The 16,266-nt window shown below is 60.8% G+C and carries 15 protein-coding genes and 1 pseudogene; 10 read left to right on the forward strand and 6 right to left on the reverse strand.

Annotated features, from left to right (window positions below):
* Window positions 1-231 precede the first annotated feature (231 nt).
* On the forward strand, window positions 232-444 hold the full coding sequence (locus PverR02_RS17095) for a hypothetical protein (protein ID WP_046486048.1): 213 nt from the start codon (window positions 232-234) through the stop codon (window positions 442-444).
* On the forward strand, window positions 441-824 hold the full coding sequence (locus PverR02_RS17100) for a hypothetical protein (RefSeq protein ID WP_017846408.1): 384 nt from the start codon (window positions 441-443) through the stop codon (window positions 822-824). The genes PverR02_RS17095 and PverR02_RS17100 overlap by 4 nt, the downstream gene beginning before the upstream one ends.
* Before the next feature lie 224 nt (window positions 825-1,048).
* Here PverR02_RS17100 and PverR02_RS17105 read toward each other — a convergent pair whose 3' ends face one another.
* The gene (locus PverR02_RS17105; protein WP_017846409.1) at window positions 1,049-1,942 is read right to left on the reverse strand and encodes a LysR family transcriptional regulator; all 894 of its coding nucleotides are present in this window, start codon (window positions 1,940-1,942) and stop codon (window positions 1,049-1,051) included.
* Window positions 1,943-2,036: 94 nt separating this feature from the next.
* Here PverR02_RS17105 and PverR02_RS17110 point away from each other — a divergent pair, with 94 nt between their 5' ends.
* The gene (locus PverR02_RS17110; RefSeq protein ID WP_079443978.1) at window positions 2,037-3,203 is read left to right on the forward strand and encodes an MFS transporter; all 1,167 of its coding nucleotides are present in this window, start codon (window positions 2,037-2,039) and stop codon (window positions 3,201-3,203) included.
* A gap of 76 nt (window positions 3,204-3,279) precedes the next feature.
* Here PverR02_RS17110 and PverR02_RS17115 read toward each other — a convergent pair whose 3' ends face one another.
* On the reverse strand, window positions 3,280-3,684 hold the full coding sequence (locus PverR02_RS17115) for a RidA family protein (protein WP_079443979.1): 405 nt from the start codon (window positions 3,682-3,684) through the stop codon (window positions 3,280-3,282).
* Between the two features lie 143 nt (window positions 3,685-3,827).
* On the opposite strand from PverR02_RS17115, the gene PverR02_RS17120 reads away from it, so the two are divergent.
* Together PverR02_RS17120 and PverR02_RS17125 are read left to right on the forward strand one after the other, a co-directional pair.
* Window positions 3,828-4,754, forward strand: coding sequence for a LysR family transcriptional regulator (locus tag PverR02_RS17120; protein WP_079443980.1), 927 nt, complete (start codon window positions 3,828-3,830; stop codon window positions 4,752-4,754).
* Window positions 4,735-4,959 carry a 2-hydroxycarboxylate transporter family protein gene (locus PverR02_RS17125; RefSeq protein ID WP_227778665.1) on the forward strand — a complete coding sequence of 75 codons (225 nt, stop codon included), beginning with the start codon at window positions 4,735-4,737 and terminating at the stop codon, window positions 4,957-4,959. The genes PverR02_RS17120 and PverR02_RS17125 overlap by 20 nt, the downstream gene beginning before the upstream one ends.
* Before the next feature lie 107 nt (window positions 4,960-5,066).
* Here PverR02_RS17125 and PverR02_RS31885 read toward each other — a convergent pair whose 3' ends face one another.
* A complete protein-coding gene (locus PverR02_RS31885) occupies window positions 5,067-5,921 on the reverse strand; it encodes a hypothetical protein (protein ID WP_128191365.1) in 855 nt (284 codons plus the stop codon).
* A 301-nt stretch (window positions 5,922-6,222) separates the two neighbouring features.
* Between PverR02_RS31885 and PverR02_RS17130 the strand changes: the two genes are divergently transcribed.
* On the forward strand, window positions 6,223-6,705 hold the full coding sequence (locus PverR02_RS17130; protein ID WP_017846413.1) for a VOC family protein: 483 nt from the start codon (window positions 6,223-6,225) through the stop codon (window positions 6,703-6,705).
* Between the two features lie 363 nt (window positions 6,706-7,068).
* Entirely contained in the window at window positions 7,069-7,920 is an 852-nt protein-coding gene (gene dapA / locus PverR02_RS17135) for a 4-hydroxy-tetrahydrodipicolinate synthase (protein WP_079443981.1), read from the forward strand.
* Here the strand turns inward: dapA and PverR02_RS17140 are convergent.
* Together PverR02_RS17140 and atzF are read right to left on the reverse strand one after the other, a co-directional pair.
* Window positions 7,895-8,629, reverse strand: a complete 735-nt coding sequence (locus PverR02_RS17140) for a GntR family transcriptional regulator (RefSeq protein ID WP_057004611.1) — start codon at window positions 8,627-8,629, stop codon at window positions 7,895-7,897. The two genes, dapA and PverR02_RS17140, sit on opposite strands and share 26 nt — an antisense overlap.
* 2 nt (window positions 8,630-8,631) lie before the next feature.
* On the reverse strand, window positions 8,632-10,428 hold the full coding sequence (gene atzF / locus PverR02_RS17145) for an allophanate hydrolase (protein WP_079443982.1): 1,797 nt from the start codon (window positions 10,426-10,428) through the stop codon (window positions 8,632-8,634).
* Window positions 10,429-10,684: 256 nt separating this feature from the next.
* Between atzF and PverR02_RS17150 the strand changes: the two genes are divergently transcribed.
* Window positions 10,685-12,061: a pyridoxal-phosphate dependent enzyme gene (locus tag PverR02_RS17150; protein WP_057004613.1), complete on the forward strand. Its 1,377-nt coding sequence runs from the start codon at window positions 10,685-10,687 to the stop codon at window positions 12,059-12,061.
* Window positions 12,058-13,224 (forward strand): cystathionine gamma-synthase, encoded by a 1,167-nt coding sequence (locus PverR02_RS17155; RefSeq protein ID WP_079443983.1) that lies wholly within the window; start codon window positions 12,058-12,060, stop codon window positions 13,222-13,224. The genes PverR02_RS17150 and PverR02_RS17155 overlap by 4 nt, the downstream gene beginning before the upstream one ends.
* Before the next feature lie 132 nt (window positions 13,225-13,356).
* Here the strand turns inward: PverR02_RS17155 and PverR02_RS17160 are convergent, their stop codons facing one another.
* Window positions 13,357-15,555 (reverse strand): OsmC domain/YcaO domain-containing protein, encoded by a 2,199-nt coding sequence (locus PverR02_RS17160; RefSeq protein ID WP_046491033.1) that lies wholly within the window; start codon window positions 15,553-15,555, stop codon window positions 13,357-13,359.
* A 297-nt stretch (window positions 15,556-15,852) separates the two neighbouring features.
* Here PverR02_RS17160 and PverR02_RS33245 point away from each other — a divergent pair.
* Window positions 15,853-16,041, forward strand: a pseudogene (locus PverR02_RS33245) (PAS domain-containing protein); the annotation flags it as partial.
* Window positions 16,042-16,266 lie beyond the last annotated feature (225 nt).

The raw sequence follows: 16,266 nt of genomic DNA on the forward strand, positions 1-16,266 counted from the left end.
GGGCGACAGCCGACAACCTGAGCGTGCGAAGGGGGATTTTAGAAGCCCAACCAAGTATCAGACAAGCAAAGTACGCAGGATCGCGATGGGATTTCAAACTGGAAGATCAGCAACTCACGCGACGGACATGGATGCTCAATCGACGCTTTCCGGATCATTCCGGGGTACGGCCTTTAGTGCAGACCCGACAAACATATTCTAAAAACCAACACAACCCACATAAGGCCGCACATGATTATTGTCGTAATAGCCGGAATTATTTTAGCCGTCGTTATGTTCAAGCTATTGCTTCCACTTTTAGGGGAAATGGTAGGCGTGATAATCGGCGGGCTGCTGCTACTTGGCGCAATCGCTTTGTGCGTAGCTTTTCCACCGATCATTATTCTTTTTTTAATCATCGGGTTCATTATTGCCGGCAATAAAAAAACGAAGGACAAGCAATGAGCGTAACGACAGAGAAGGAACTAGCCGACGCGGTAAACCGCAATGAAGACACCATCGTGATTGAAGGCGATCTTGCAAAAAAAACCATTCGGATAAAGGCTACCGGCACGGTTGCATGGGCTGTGGCCATTGGTTCTATATGCATAGTCTTTTATGGCGTCATAGCCACCGTCGGTACGGGTGGTGTTGCCACACCGGTTGCTGGCTTCGCAGCGGTTGCCGGGTCAGGCGGAGCCCTCAGCGTTCTAGGGGCCGCAGCAACTTCGGCGGCTATATCCATGGCCGTTTCGGTGAGAAGCCTTAGTGTCTTAAAAAAGTTAAGAGGCAACTATAAGATAGTGAGTAAGTCGGACAACAAAGTCACGCTTAAGCGCAGCTAAAACAGTGCTTCGCGGTTAGCCCCGGCATCTCACCCAGAACGACCAATTCCGAGCCAATAAATTTATTGCTCGGCGGTCGAATACAATTCATGTTCGGTACTTCGCCAGCTGCTGCGCAGCATTCTATTAGCACTCGAATGAGTTTGGATTCGGGTGTTGCTCACTATTTGCTTAATGCAAACAGCATCGCGCGAGTACCCGCAAGGATCAGCTAACGCCAGCACCTACATCCGATGCTGTTCCAGCAGGAAGTCCACGAACAACCGCACCCGCGCCGGCATTGCCGAGCCACCCACGAACACCGCGTGAATCGGTTCCTCGTCGCCGGGGTTCCAGGCTTCCAGCAGCGGTATCAGATCGCCACGCTGCAGGTCCTCGCTCACGCTGAACTCACCGATACGCGCAATGCCGGCACCTACTCGCGCGAGTTGGGCCAGCGCTTCGCCACTGCTGCATTCGATGTTGCCGCTGACCTTCAGGGAAAACGCTTTTCCGTCGCGGATGAATGGCCAGTTGGGTTCGGCACGTCGGAAGTTGAAGCGTAGGCAGTTGTGCCGCAGTAGATCCTCCGGTTCCAGGGGGATGCCGTGGCGCTGCAGATACGCGGGCGATGCCACCACTACCTGGCCGGTGGCGCCGATCCTGCGTGCGGTCAGCGGGCTGTCGGGCAGATAACCAAAACGTACCGCCACATCGGCCTGGCCGCCGAGAATGTCGACCACTTCGTCGCCGAGGGTGAGGTCGACGACGATGTTCGGGTAGCGCGCGCTGAATGCCGCCACCAAGGGCACGATGGCCAGCCGCCCATGACCAAGCGCGGCGCTGACGCGCAATCGCCCCCTTGGGACGCCCTGGTCGGCGATGGCTTCTTCGACCTCGGCCATGTCGGCCAGGATGCGCCGGGCACCGCGCAGGAACGCCTCACCCTCGGCGGTGAAGGTGAGCGATCGGGTGGTGCGCAACAGCAGCCGAGTGCCAAGACGCTGTTCAGTACGGGCGATGATCCGACTGACCGCCGAGGGTGTCAGCCCCAATGTCCGCGCGGCGGCCGACAGGCTGCCTTCCTGCGCCACGCTGACGAACACGCCCATTTCACCCGATCTGCCGTTGAAGTCCATTTGTGCCCCTTACGCAAAGGTGATTGCCAAAAATGCTATCTACCGCCTGGAAAGACTGAATCGTAGCATTGGCGGCATAGATAAGGAGCCTTCCATGCGTATCAATCCACCACTTGTCGCACTCGCCATGGGTGCCTTTGGCATCGGCGTTACCGAGTTCGCCCCCATGGGCATGTTGCCGAGCATCGCGGCGGATCTCGGTGTTTCCATTCCCGCCGCAGGTCTGTTGGTCAGTGCATACGCCCTGGGCGTACTGCTCGGCGCGCCGCTGATGACCCTGACCACCGGCAGGATTCCACGGCGCTATCTGCTGATCGGACTCATGGCGATTTTCACCCTGGGGAATCTGATGTCAGCCCTGGCGACCGATTACTACAGCCTCATGGTCGCCAGGGTGGTGACCTCACTGAACCACGGCGCGTTCTTTGGCGTCGGCGCCATCGTCGCCGCCAGCGTGGTTGCCCCGCAGAAACGTGCCGGAGCGGTTGCGGCCATGTTCATGGGCCTGACCCTGGCGACCATCGGCGGTGTGCCACTGGCCGCCTGGTTCGGCGAACTGTTCGGCTGGCGCAGCGCATTCTGGGGTATTACCGGCCTCGGTGTGGTGGCCATGGCTGCGTTATGGTTCGCCCTGCCCAACCTGCCGGCGCCGCAAAGCGGCGGTGTACTGGCCGAAATTCGGGTATTGGGCCGTGGCCCGGTGCTGGGGGCGTTGGCCCTCACTGTCGTCGGCTCGGGGGCAATGTTTACCGTCTTCACCTACATCGCGCCGATCCTCAGCAGCGAGACCCACGCGTCCACCGCCTACATCACCGCCATGCTGGTGCTGTTCGGTGTGGGGTTGACGCTGGGCAACGTGTGGGGCGGCAAGGCCGCCGACCGCTCGATAGATCGCACCCTGATCGTTTCGCTGAGCGTGCTCATTCTCGTCTTGCTCGCGTTCACCGTACTGATGCGTTGGCCGCTGCCGGCCGCCGTTGCCATCCTGATATGGGGTATCGCCAGCTTCGCCCTGGTGCCGCCGCTGCAGATGCGCGTCATGGAAGCGGCCAAGGACGCGCCCAATCTGGCCTCGGCGGTGAACATCGGTGCCTTCAACTTAGGCAACGCGATTGGTGCGGCGCTGGGCGGAGCGGTGATCAATGCCGGGCTGGGTTATCCGGCGATTTCCCTGGCCGGAGCAGCAATGGCGGGGCTGGGGCTGCTGATGGTGTTGGCTTTTGCCTGGCGTTCCAGAACGCTCGCAACTGCGGTGGTGTGACGTGCGCGCTGTCACAGCCCAACGGTTCAGGATGAACCGCTTTCGGTACCGCGCCCTTGCGTAATCACTGGCCAGATCATCCCCCGGTGCCTTCCGGCAGCTTGGCAATCACCTTGATCTCGAACTGGTAACCATACAGCCACGTGACACCCACGCCGGTCAGCGTCGGGTGTGGCGCCCGGCCCCAGAACTCCGGCACAACCTTCCAGATCGTCTCGAACGTCGACTCGGGATCGACGATGAAGACGGTGACGTCAATCACATCGTCGAAGGTGCAACCGGCAGCGACCAGGATTGCATTCAGGTTGGTGAACGCGCGTCGGACCTGGGCCTCCAGATCGGGTTCGGGCGAGCCATCTTCGCGACTGCCGACTTGCCCCGACACGAATAAAAAACCATTGGACTTGATCGCCGGCGAATAGCGATTGCGCTCGTAAAGCGCCTGGCGTCCAGGTGGAAAAACAACATCACGCTGCGTCATAGGTGCCTCCATCAATGGGTCAAAGCCGACCCGGAACTAACGATGCAGAGACTGTATGGACTTGTACCTGGGCGATAAACACGCAACCTTAGCCAGCACTGTTTGTAAAATCCAAACAATCCAATCGAGAGCGGGGGTTAGCAATGGACCGTTTTGATGCGATGCAGGCGTTTGCTCGCGTGGTGGAAACTGGCAGCTTCACCAAAGCGGCCGAAACACTGCACATGAGCAAGACCACCGTGACACAACTGGTACAGCAGTTGGAGGCACGGTTGCGGGTTAAATTGCTTAACCGCACCACGCGCAAAGTCAACGTCACGGCCGACGGTGCAGTCTATTACGAGCGAGTGTTACGGCTGCTGGCCGACATGGACGACGCCGAGACCAGCCTGTCCGGCGCCTCGACACTGCCCAGGGGGCGATTGCGAGTGGATGTGCCAAGCCCGCTGGCCAGCATGATTCTAGTCCCCGCATTGCCCGAGTTTTACCTGCGCTACCCGGACATCCAGATCGACATGGGCGTCAGCGACCGGATCGTGGATATGATCGGTGAGAACATCGATTGCGTGGTGCGCGGCGGCGAGATAAAGGATCAGTCGCTGATGGCCCGGAAGGTTGGCGACCTCCAGCTTGGCGTTTTCGCCGCACCGAGCTACCTGGCCCGCGTCGGTATCCCCGCGCATCCGCGGGAGCTGGAAGATTCGCAACACCGTATCGTCGGCTTCTTGTGGGCGCGCACCGGTAAAGCCCTGCCCTACTCCATGCGCAACCACGCTGAGAGCCTCCAGGTCAAAGGCCGCTATGCGCTGGCAGTCGACGATGGCAACGCCTACCTCGCGGCCGGCCTGGCCGGGCTGGGTGTGCTTTGGCTGCCCAAGTACATGTCCACGACCTACGAAGCACGCGGCGAATTGGTGCCCCTGTTCAAGGACTGGCGTCTCGATCCGATGCCGATCTACGTGGCATTTCCACCGAACCGGCATATCAGCATCAAGGTGCGCGTGTTCATCGATTGGGTCGCGCAGCTGATGGCGCAGCATGCGCCTGTTGATGAGCGACGTGATTCGTGACTGTGGCGTTGGGGCAGACGTTTTGGTCATCTGCGTATTCTTCGTCCTTGGAGGTCTGCTTGAGAAAGTCGTAGGCATTCCTGGCCCCATCATGCTGATTCTGGCTGCTGTACCCTTTAAATACGTCCGCGTTCTGCCCAAAAAACTGGAAAAGGCGCAAACGCTTTCTACAAGTTGGTGTCCGCCGCCTTCATCTGACCGGTAATGATCGGCTTGGGCGTGCTATATGTTCCATTGGATAGCATCGTAAAAGTCTTTTCCATCGGCTATGTACTAGTCTGCGTATTCGCGATGATGAACCAACATTCTGCCCTACCAAGGTACGAGTTCTAGGATAACGCATCCATCCGTCCCGCTCTCCCCAGGGAGTCCAGGATCCGCCGGCAAACCTTTGATGATATCATGCGGATTGGACATGAGCCCCATTAAACCTCCTTTACCTCCTGCGCCCGCCCCTGTACACGCCTCCAAGAGACTACCCGCTGCGCCGGCGCCAGGTGTTCTCCACGTTCCAGTATCACCGGAAAGTCCAGGCGCCTCTGAGATTGGATTAGCGTCAGGAAATCGACATGCCACACTGAGCCCCCCTCCCGCGCCCCCCGTTCTTATTTCAGAGCGTTTTGAAAACTCAAAAGAAGTCCCTGTACCCCCTGAACCTCCAGCGGCCATCATACCGCTCTGACTGCCATATATTGGATTACGCGATGCGGTGGCTGTATCAGTGGTGGTAATACTGGTATCACCTCCATTTTCGCCTTTTTTTCCACCGGGATTACCGGTAGCACCTCCCATGCCTCCCTTACCTCCCGCACCAACATTAATCTTGATGGCCAGGACTTGGTTATCCATTGACGGCGGATAGAAGTTGCACGTTTTGACTGCACCACTCCCACCGCCGCCACCGGAGGACAAATTTGGTTCGAGCATATTGGCGTACATGCTCCCGGAATCGGTGCCAGTGCCAAAACCAGGGTCACCACCAGAACCACCACCTCCACCGCCAACCATCGTGACCTGTATGCTGTGAATCGTTCCAAAAGCAGGAGCGGTGTATTCGTAGGTGCCAGCCGTTTTGTAAACCATTTTTTCAAGCGCAAAAGCAGAGGTGGTAACACCAATCAAGATCACACCACAGAGGAGCACAGTTTTACCGTTTGACTTGACCATAAGAGTTATCACCTTTGATTAATAGCAAATACCCAACGATATTCATGGAGGTCAATTCACTAATAAACCGCCCATTTTCTCAGAAACTTCGTAATCCAGAGTAGGGTTAAACACCCGGCAGATAACCTGTGATAAATGACAGTTTTTAATACGAAATTGGAATAACTCGTAATCATCTGCGCGGTGTTCTGCTGCGGATTTCCCTCACCACAGGACAAGCGGATATCCACGTAGTGCTGCACGAGGCGGCGCCATCTCCCTGATCTAAACTCCACACACCCATTCACCGTGGAGACCGAACATGAACAACAAAAACACCCTGTGCCTCTGGTACAACGGCACCGCCCTGGACGCTGCGACGTTTTATGCCAAGACCTTCCCGGACAGTGCGGTGAAGGCGTTACACCGCGCGCCGGGGGATTATCCCGCAGGTAAACAGGGCGACATTCTGACCGTCGAGTTCACCGTGCTGGGCATCCCGTGTCTCGGCCTGAATGGCGGTCCGGCATTCCCGCACACCGAGGCGTTTTCCTTTCAGGTGGCTACCGATGACCAGGCCGAGACTGATCGGCTGTGGAACGCCATCATCGACAACGGTGGCCAGGCCAGTGCCTGCGGTTGGTGCAAGGACAAGTGGGGCCTGTCGTGGCAGATCACGCCGCGTGTGTTGTCGGCCGCCGTGACCCATGCCGACCCGGCGACGGCCAAGCGAGCCTTCGAGGCGATGATGACCATGACCAAGATCGACATTGCCGCGATTGAGGCCGCAGTGGCTAATCCCTGACCGACAACGATCGTTTCACCGCCCAGGCACTGTTCAAGTGCCTGGGCCGTGCAACCTGCCGGTAACTACGCAGGGCTTGACACATTTACTCACACCCCCTGAAGATGGAGCCCTCATTCAGGGTGTGTCAGCTCATGCTTGCAACGTCTTTCGTTAACCTTTCCGTCATTGGCTTGATCGCCAAGGCGCAAGGTTGCGTTGCGCGCGCCCTCAAATCGAAGAAACAGTCGCTCATGTGACCGGGGCGCGCTGTCCCGTCAGATGAGCTGACAGGACATTGAGCGCGACGGACACCCTGCCCTTGCACAATTCCTTCTGCCCTTCTGACGGTGACTTAATCGGTCAATCATCAGGAGAGAGTGCATGTCAGCGTTTCAAGGTATCTGGGTTCCCGTGGTCACGCCGTTTCAGGACGGCGCCATCGACTTTATCGGCTTGCGCCGGCTGGTTGAGCATCTGCTGGAAAAGCACGTGGCCGGGATCATGGTCTGCACCACCACGGGCGAAGCCGCGGCGTTGAGCCGCCAGGAACAACTGGCGGTGCTGGATGCGGTGTTGCAGTGGGTGCCGGCGCACCGCGTGGTGATGGGCCTGGCGGGATATAACCAGATTGAACTGTTGCAGTTCCAGGGCGAAATCCTCAAACGCCCGGTGGCCGGGCTGTTGGTGCCGGCGCCCAGCTATATCCGTCCGTCCCAGAGCGGCCTTGAAGCGTTCTTCCGCACGGTGGCCGATGCCTCCGGTGTGCCGATCATTCTCTATGACATTCCCTATCGCACCGGCGCGACCTTCGAACAGGCCACGCTGCTGAACATCGTCGCCCATCCACGCATCGTCGCGGTCAAGGACTGTGGCGGCAACCTGGGCAATACCCTGGCGCTGCTGGCCAGTGGGGCGGTGGATGTGCTGTGTGGCGAGGACATCCAGATCTTTAACGCGTTGTGCCTTGGCGCCAGTGGGGCGATCGCAGCGTCGGCACATGTACACACCGAGCGGTTCGTGGCGCTGTGGCAGCAGGTGCGGGATAACCAGTTGAGCGAGGCGCGGCAGACGTTTTTCCAGTTGCTGCCGTTGATCGATACGTTGTTTATGGAGCCCAACCCGGCACCGGTCAAGGCGGCGCTGGCCGTGCAGGGGCTGATCGGCAGTGAATTACGCGCACCGATGCAGCGGGCCGGCGATGCCACCGTCAGCCGTCTGCAAGCGTTGCTGTGAAGCCGGTTGATTGAGTGTCCCGCGCCACCTGCAACCGGTGTAACGTGATGTTGCGCACCTGCTGCTTGCTCAGTTCGATATGCCGCTTGAGCAGCTGCTGCGCCTCTTCACCGCGCCGTTGCAGGATAGCGTCGAGTATCTGCGCGTGTTCTTCGTAGGTCGCCGCGATCCGCGATGCCTGGGTAAAGTCGAGCCGGCGGATGATGCGGATTTTTTCCGTAATGGCGTAGTGCATGCGCGCCATTTCGCGGTTGCCGGTGGCTTCCACCAGGGCGCAGTGAAAGCGCTCGTCCAGCGCGGACACCTCCTGGGTGTCCTGCTGGCGTTCGCCCTCCTCCACCTGCCAGATCGCCTGTAACCCTTGCAACAGCGCAGGGCGCGGTTCATCCATCAGGCATAAACGGTTGACCGCCGCCAGTTCCAGAATGATCCGCAGGTCATACAGCTCTTCGAAGTAGGTGAAGTCGAACGGTTTCACCTGCCAGCCACTGCGGAAGTACACCTCCAGGTAACCTTCCTTCTCCAGACGATAGAGCGCCTGACGCACCGGGGTGCGGCTGACGTTCATGCGCTCGGCCACTTCGCCTTCGCTGAAGCGGTCGCCCGGCAGCAGGCGAAAGTCGAAGATATCCGCCTTGAGCTGCGCGTAGATGCGTTCGGCCAGGCTGTCGGGGCGCGCCTTGGGATTTTTCAGGGTTGAGCCCGGCATGCTTAGCCCCGGCTCGCGATAAAGGCGCGCCAGCCGCCGAATTCGGTGATGTCGAGCGCATCGGCCAGGGCCCAGGGTTCGCAGATAAAGCCTTTGACGCTGCGCCCGTCGGTCAGGCTCAGGTTGCCGATGCCCAGCGGTGCGGGGACTTCGGCGACGAACTCGCCAAAGCGGGCGATGGGCATGTCCCACAGCTCGACGATGATCGAGCGGCCACTGTCCGCCCTGGCCAGCCCCGGCTTGGGCGGCACGGTGCCCGGTAGCGCGTAGAGTCGATAGCTGTCGGCGGTCAGTGTTTGCTCCACCAGCACCGCATTGCGCGTGGTCAGTTGGAAATTCAGCGGCATGCCGCTCAGGTGCGCGCCGACCACCGCCAGGCGCACACTGCCGGGCGCGGGGGTTGGTGCGGCCGGTGCGGGCAACTCGCGCGCGGTGGCGCCCAGCGGCAGGCCGAGGCCGGCTTGCCAGCGCTTGCCCAAGTGGGCCAGGGCCGTGTCGTGCCAGGCCGGCGCCAACAAGGTGATGCCGCTGGGCAAGCCATCTGCGCGCAAGCCGGCGGGCAGCGCCAGCGCGCACAGGTCCGCCAGGTTGGTGAAGTTGGTGTAATAGCCGAATTGCGAGTTGTAGCGCACCGGCTCCAGCGCCATCTCGGCCTGGGTGCGAATCGTCGGCGAGGTCGGCACCAGCAATGCGTCGAAGCCTGCCAGCGTGTCGTTGATGCGCCGGCTCAGGTCGGCGCGCAGGTATTCGGCTTTGTAGGCGTCGCAGGCGCTGTACTCAAGCCCGTTTTCGACGATGCCGCGCACCACCGGGTTGATCGCGTCCGGCTGCTGTTCAAGCATGCTGTGCAGGGCGACCGTGCGCTCGGCGACCCATGGGCCGAAATACAACTGGTCCGCCAGCGCCTTGAACGGGCTGAAATCCACCGGGGTGATCTGCGCACCCAACGCCTTGAAGCGCTCGACGGCCTGCTCGAATACGGCCTGGTTCTGGGTATCGCCGAAGAACTCCAGGGTCGCCGGAATGGCGAGTTTGATCGCACGCCCCACCGCCACCGGCGCGGTATGGGGGTTGGCGCGGGAATAGGCGTCACTCGCGTCGTAGCCTTCGGCCACTTGCGCCACGGATTCGGCGTCTTCCACGGTCAGGGCAAACACCGAGATGCAATCCACCGTGCGGCACGCAGGCACCAGGCCGGTATTGGACAGGCGGCCTTTGCTGGGTTTTAACCCGACGATATTGTTGAACCCCGCCGGCACCCGACCGGAGCCGGCAGTGTCGGTACCCAGGGAGAACGCCACCAAACCCCGGGCGACCACCGAGGCGGAACCGGAGCTGGAACCGCCGCTGACATACGCCGGATTGAAGCTGTTGGCCACCGCGCCATACGGCGAGCGTGTGCCCACCAGGCCGGTGGCGAACTGATCGAGGTTGGTCTTGCCCATCAGGATCGCACCGGCCGCACGCAGCTTGGCGACGACGCTCGCATCCGACGCCGGGGCGTAGGCAAATTCCGGACACGCCGCCGTGGTCTCCCAACCGGCCGCGTCGATGTTGTCCTTGATCGCAAACGGCACGCCATACAACGGCAACTGGGTCATATCGCCACCGACCGCCGCCAGCCGCTCGCTCAATTGCGCCAACTGCGCCGTCAGTTGTTCAGGTCGCGCGCGGGCGATCCAGGCGTTGTCGGCGGCGGCGTGTTGCGCGGCCAGGGTCAGCACGATGTCCGGGGTGATCGTCCCGTTGCGATAGGCCTCACGCCATTCGCCGAGGGTCCAGCCGATAACGCTCTGCATAAGGGTCTCCATCTTGTATCCAAGTTTGGATTTGTTTCTAGCAAACCCCAGGCCAGCTGCGCACACCCAACGATTGCGCGGGTTCGCGCCCAGGCGGCGCGGCAAGACTGCCCACCGATGGCGCACCGAGCCTTCGCTCATGCGCCAAAAAAAGACAGCCGGCCGACCGCGCAGTTGCGACCCGTGCAATAGCGGCCTATGTTCCAAGCCACGCTTTGCCGTTTGCTGTCCCCCCACCCTACACCCAGGTGACGACATGCCCACGCTTGCCCGCCCCGCCGTGCTTGAACTGATCGGCAACACTCCGCTGGTGCGGATCAGCCGCTTCGACACCGGCCCCTGCACGCTGTTTCTCAAACTCGAATCGCAAAACCCCGGCGGCTCGATCAAGGATCGCATCGGCCTGGCCATGATCGACGCCGCCGAGCGCGACGGCCGCCTGCGCGTCGGCGGCACGATTGTCGAAGCCACCGCCGGCAACACCGGGCTGGGCCTGGCGCTGGTGGGCCGGGCGAAAGGCTACCGGGTGGTGCTGGTGGTGCCCGACAAGATGTCCACCGAAAAGGTGCTGCACCTCAAGGCCATGGGCGCCGAAGTGCATATCACCCGCTCCGATGTCGGCAAGGGCCACCCCGAGTACTATCAGGACGTCGCTGCGCGCCTGGCCAAGGACATCCCGGGCTCGTTCTTCGCCGACCAGTTCAATAACCCGGCCAACCCGCTCGCCCACGAAACCAGCACCGCGCCGGAGCTCTGGGCGCAGACCGAGCATGACCTCGACGCGATTGTGGTCGGCGTCGGTTCGGCCGGCACGCTCACCGGGCTGACGCGCTTCTTCAAGCGGGTGCAGCCGGCGCTGGAGATGGTGCTGGCCGACCCCGTCGGTTCGGTGATGGCCGAATACAGCCGCAGCGGCACCCTGGTCACCCCGGGTTCCTGGGCGGTGGAAGGCATCGGCGAAGACTTCGTCCCCTCGATTGCCGACCTGTCCAGCGTGCGCCACGCCTACTCCATCAGCGATGAAGAGAGCTTCGACCACGCCCGCCAGTTGCTCAAGGCCGAAGGCATTCTCGGCGGCTCGTCCACCGGCACCCTGCTCGCCGCAGCCTTGCGCTATTGCCGCGCACAGACCGCGCCCAAGCGCGTGGTCAGCTTCGTCTGCGACACTGGCACGCGTTACCTGTCGAAGGTCTACAACGACCAATGGATGAGCGACGCGGGCTTGCTGCACTACAAGCACTACGGCGACCTGCGCGACCTGATCGCCCGGCGCTTTGAAGACGGCCGCGTGATCAGCGTCAGCCCCGACGACACCCTGCTCACCGCCTTCCAGCGCATGCGCCTGGCCGATGTCTCGCAATTGCCGGTGCTGGTGAATGGCCAGGCACTGGTGGGTGTGATCGACGAATCCGACATCCTGCTGGGCCTGCACCACGACGCCGCGGACTTTTCCATGATCGTCGCCAGCGCCATGACCGAAACCCTGCACACCCTCGACCCCAGCGCCAGCCTCGCCGAGTTGCAGGCGGAGCTGGATCGCGGCCTGGTCGCCATCATCGCCGATGCGTCGGGCTTCCATGGCCTGATCACCCGTGTCGACCTGCTCAATCACCTGCGGAGATCCCTTGCATGAGTCAGCCCGATAAAAGCGCGTTTGCCACCCGTGTGATCCACGCCGGGCAATCGCCCGACCCGACCACCGGCGCGCTGATGCCGCCGATCTACGCCAATTCCACCTACCGGCAAGACAGCCCCGGCGTACACAAGGGCTTCGACTATGGCCGCTCCCACAACCCCACGCGGTTCGCCCTGGAGCGCTGCGTGGCCGACCTGGAAGGCGGCCGCCAGGCGTTTGCCTTTGCCTCGGGGCTGGCGGCGATTTCCACCGTGCTGGAGTTGCTGGATGCCGGCAGCCATGTCGTCTCCGGCAACGACCTGTATGGCGGCACCTTCCGCCTGTTCGACAAGGTGCGCCAACGCAGCGCCGGGCACCGTTTCAGTTTTGTCGATTTGAGCGATGTGCAAGCGTTTGAAGCCGCGTTGCAGGACGACACGCGCATGGTCTGGGTCGAGACGCCCAGCAACCCGCTGCTGAGCCTGACCGACCTCAGCGCCATCGCGCGCATCTGCCGCGCCCGCGGCATCCTCTGCGTGGCCGACAACACCTTCGCCAGCCCGTGGATTCAGCGCCCGCTGGAGCTGGGTTGCGACATCGTGGTGCATTCCACCACCAAATACCTCAATGGCCACTCCGACGTGATCGGCGGCATCGCAATTGTCGGTGACAACCCCGAACTGGCCGAGCGCCTGGGCTTCCTGCAGAACTCGGTCGGCGCCATCGCCGGGCCGTTCGACGCCTTCCTGACCCTGCGCGGCGTGAAAACCCTGGCCCTGCGCATGGAGCGCCATTGCAGCAATGCACTGGACCTGGCGAGCTGGCTCGAACACCAACCGCAGGTGGCGCGGGTTCACTACCCGGGCCTGGTCTCGCACCCCCAGCACGCCCTGGCACGCCGGCAGATGCGCGGGTTTGGCGGGATGATTTCGGTGGTATTGAACAGCGACCTGGCCGGCGCCAGGCGTTTCCTGGAACACGTCAAACTCTTCGCCCTGGCCGAAAGCCTCGGCGGCGTGGAAAGCCTGATCGAACACCCGGCGATCATGACCCATGCCAGCATCCCGGCAGCGACGCGGGCGCAATTGGGCATTGGCGATGGGTTGGTGCGGTTGTCGGTGGGGGTTGAAGATGTGGAGGACTTGCGCGCAGACCTCGCGCAAGCCTTGGCCTATATCTAATGTGGGAGGGGCGGTGCGACGATTCGACTTGCCCCCGATAGCGGTGGGCCAGTCTCCTGATTCAGTGACTGACAGATTGCTATCGGGGGCAAGTCGAATCGTCGCACCGCCCCTCCCACACTGGATGCTGCGTCAGGCAGACGTGACGTTGGCCCGCGCGCTGTGCAGTTTTTTATAGCTCTCGATCAAGCGCAGATGCCGGTCCAGCCCTTCCAGCTTCATGCTGGTCGGCGTCAATCCATAAAAGCGCACACTGCCGTTGACCGAGCCGATCACCGCATCCATCCGCTCGTTACCGAACATCCGCCGGAAGTTGGCCTCGTAGTCCGCCAATTCCAGGTCTTCATCCAGTTCCATCTCCAGCACCGCGTTCACCGCCTGGTAGAACAGGCCGCGCTCGACGGTGTTGTCGTTGTACTGCAGGAACATTTCCACCGCTTCCTTCGCTTCCTCGTATTGCTGCAGGGCGAGGTAGATCAGCAGCTTCAATTCGAGGATGGTCAGTTGGCCCCAGGCGGTGTTGTCGTCGAACTCGATACCGATCAAGGTGGTGATATCGGTGTAGTCGTCCAGTTCGCTTTCCACCAGGCGTTCGGCCAGGGCCTTGAGCTGCGCGTCATCCAGGCGATGCAGGTTGAGGATGTCGGCACGGAAAAACAGCGCTTTGTTGGTGTTGTCCCAGATCAGGTCGTCCACCGGATAGATTTCCGAGTAGTCCGGCACCAGGATGCGGCAGGCGGTGGCACCGAGGTGCTCATACACCGCCATGTACGATTCCTTGCCCATGTTCTCGAGAATGCCGAACAGCGTCGCGGCTTCTTCGGCGTTGGAGTTTTCGCCCTGGCCGGAGAAGTCCCACTCGACAAATTCGTAATCCGAGCGGGCACTGAAGAAGCGCCACGAGACCACGCCGCTGGAGTCGATAAAGTGCTCGACGAAGTTGTTCGGCTCGGTCACCGCGTGACCTTCGAACGTCGGCTGCGGCAGATCGTTCAGGCCTTCGAAACTGCGGCCTTGGAGCAATTCAGTCAGGCTGCGTTCCAGCGCCACTTCCAGGCTCGGGTGCGCGCCGAACGAGGCAAACACACCGCCGGTACGCGGGTTCATCAAGGTCACGCACATCACCGGGAACTCGCCGCCCAGCGAGGCATCCTTGACCAGCACCGGGAAGCCCTGGGCTTCCAGCCCCTGGATCCCGGCCAGAATACTCGGGTACTTGGCCAGCACGTCAGCCGGCACATCCGGCAGGGCGAATTCACCTTCGATGATTTCACGCTTGACCGCCCGCTCGAAGATCTCCGACAGGCACTGCACCTGGGCTTCGGCGAGGGTGTTGCCGGCGCTCATGCCATTGCTCAGGTACAGGTTTTCGATCAGGTTGGACGGAAAATACACCACCTCGCCGTCCGACTGGCGCACAAACGGCAGTGCCACAATCCCGCGGTCTTCATTGCCCGAGTTGGTGTCGAACAGGTGCGAGCCACGCAACTCGCCGTCGCGGTTGTAGATGTTCAGGCAGTAGGCGTCGAGGATTTCCGCTGGCAGTTCATCCTTGCGCCCAGGCTGGAACCAGCGCTCGTCCGGGTAATGCACGAACGGCGCATTGGCCAGTTCTTCGCCCCAGAACTGATCGTTATAGAAGAAGTTGCAGTTGAGGCGCTCGATGAACTCGCCCAACGCCGAGGCCAAAGCGCTTTCCTTGGTCGCGCCCTTGCCGTTGGTGAAGCACATCGGCGAATGGGCATCGCGGATATGCAGCGACCACACGTTCGGCACGATATTGCGCCACGAGGCGATCTCGATCTTCATGCCCAGGCCGGCCAGGATGCCCGACATGTTGGCGATGGTCTGCTCCAGCGGCAGGTCCTTGCCCACGATGTAGGTGCCCGCCTCGGAAGTGGAATTGGGCATCAACAGGGCCTGGGCGTCGGCGTCGAGGTTTTCCACCTCTTCGATCACGAACTCAGGGCCGGCCTGTACCACTTTCTTCACCGTGCAACGGTCAATAGAGCGCAAGATGCCTTGGCGATCCTTGTCGGAGATATCTGCCGGCAACTCCACCTGGATCTTGAAAATCTGGTTGTAGCGGTTTTCCGGGTCGACAATGTTGTTCTGCGACAACCGGATATTGTCCGTGGGGATATTGCGTGTCTCGCAGTACAACTTCACGAAGTACGCCGCACACAATGCCGACGAAGCCAGGAAGTAATCGAATGGCCCCGGCGCCGACCCGTCGCCTTTATAGCGAATCGGTTGATCGGCGATCACCGTGAAGTCATCGAACTTGGCTTCAAGTCGAAGGTTGTCGAGAAAGTTAACCTTAATTTCCATACGGGATTACCAAAATAGCGAACTTCAAATTGGCCGCCATTATCCGGTATTTGCGTTTGAAGTCTTGTGCTTTCGCGTTTCGGCCGCCGACTGACAGGACTGAATACCTGATTTAGACCGCTGCAATGTTGCTGTTTGAGATTGTCAGACAATCGGTCTTCAACTTATCTGAATACTTGCCGATGTCCTAAAGGCAATTCTGGGAGTAGTCGAATGCGCAATAACCAACCCGTGACACAGCGCGAGATTTCGCTCGCGCCTTCGCAGAAGCTCATCTCCGCAACCGATGTTAAAGGGATGATCACTTACTGCAACGATGCTTTTGTCGATATCAGCGGTTTTGAACGCGCCGAGCTGATCGGCGCCCCGCAGAATATCGTGCGCCATCCCGACGTCCCGTCAGCCGTTTTTTCCCATATGTGGTGCGCGCTCAAGCAAGGCCTGCCGTGGATGGGTATCGTCAAGAATCGCTCGAAAAACGGCGACCATTATTGGGTCAATGCTTACGTCACACCGATCTTCGAAGGCAGCCGCGTGGTGGGCTTCGAGTCGGTACGGGTCAAGCCGAGCGCCGATGAGATTCGACGTGCCCAGGCGCTTTACCGGCGTTTGAGCCAGGACAAATCGGCGGTTTCGCGCCGGGACAGTTGGCTGTCGACGTTATTCGACAGCGTGCCCTACGTCGCCACCGGGCTTGCCGGCGCCGTGGGC

It is taken from the genome of Pseudomonas veronii (genome assembly GCF_002028325.1).
GTDB lineage: Bacteria > Pseudomonadota > Gammaproteobacteria > Pseudomonadales > Pseudomonadaceae > Aquipseudomonas > Aquipseudomonas veronii.

Excerpts from the sequence above, each read along its gene's own strand:
- PverR02_RS17155 (WP_079443983.1), top strand. The coding sequence starts at position 12,058 with ATGAGTCAGCCCGATAAAAGCGCGTTTGCCACCCGTGTGATCCACGCC.
- PverR02_RS17095 (WP_046486048.1), top strand. The coding sequence starts at position 232 with ATGATTATTGTCGTAATAGCCGGAATTATTTTAGCCGTCGTTATGTTC.
- PverR02_RS17120 (WP_079443980.1), top strand. The coding sequence starts at position 3,828 with ATGGACCGTTTTGATGCGATGCAGGCGTTTGCTCGCGTGGTGGAAACT.
- PverR02_RS17140 (WP_057004611.1), bottom strand. The coding sequence starts at position 8,629 with ATGCCGGGCTCAACCCTGAAAAATCCCAAGGCGCGCCCCGACAGCCTG.
- PverR02_RS17115 (WP_079443979.1), bottom strand. The coding sequence starts at position 3,684 with ATGACGCAGCGTGATGTTGTTTTTCCACCTGGACGCCAGGCGCTTTAC.
- atzF (WP_079443982.1), bottom strand. The coding sequence starts at position 10,428 with ATGCAGAGCGTTATCGGCTGGACCCTCGGCGAATGGCGTGAGGCCTAT.
- PverR02_RS17160 (WP_046491033.1), bottom strand. The coding sequence starts at position 15,555 with ATGGAAATTAAGGTTAACTTTCTCGACAACCTTCGACTTGAAGCCAAG.
- PverR02_RS17105 (WP_017846409.1), bottom strand. The coding sequence starts at position 1,942 with ATGGACTTCAACGGCAGATCGGGTGAAATGGGCGTGTTCGTCAGCGTG.
- PverR02_RS31885 (WP_128191365.1), bottom strand. The coding sequence starts at position 5,921 with ATGGTCAAGTCAAACGGTAAAACTGTGCTCCTCTGTGGTGTGATCTTG.
- PverR02_RS17100 (WP_017846408.1), top strand. The coding sequence starts at position 441 with ATGAGCGTAACGACAGAGAAGGAACTAGCCGACGCGGTAAACCGCAAT.
- PverR02_RS17130 (WP_017846413.1), top strand. The coding sequence starts at position 6,223 with ATGAACAACAAAAACACCCTGTGCCTCTGGTACAACGGCACCGCCCTG.
- PverR02_RS17125 (WP_227778665.1), top strand. The coding sequence starts at position 4,735 with ATGAGCGACGTGATTCGTGACTGTGGCGTTGGGGCAGACGTTTTGGTC.
- PverR02_RS17150 (WP_057004613.1), top strand. The coding sequence starts at position 10,685 with ATGCCCACGCTTGCCCGCCCCGCCGTGCTTGAACTGATCGGCAACACT.
- PverR02_RS17110 (WP_079443978.1), top strand. The coding sequence starts at position 2,037 with ATGCGTATCAATCCACCACTTGTCGCACTCGCCATGGGTGCCTTTGGC.
- dapA (WP_079443981.1), top strand. The coding sequence starts at position 7,069 with ATGTCAGCGTTTCAAGGTATCTGGGTTCCCGTGGTCACGCCGTTTCAG.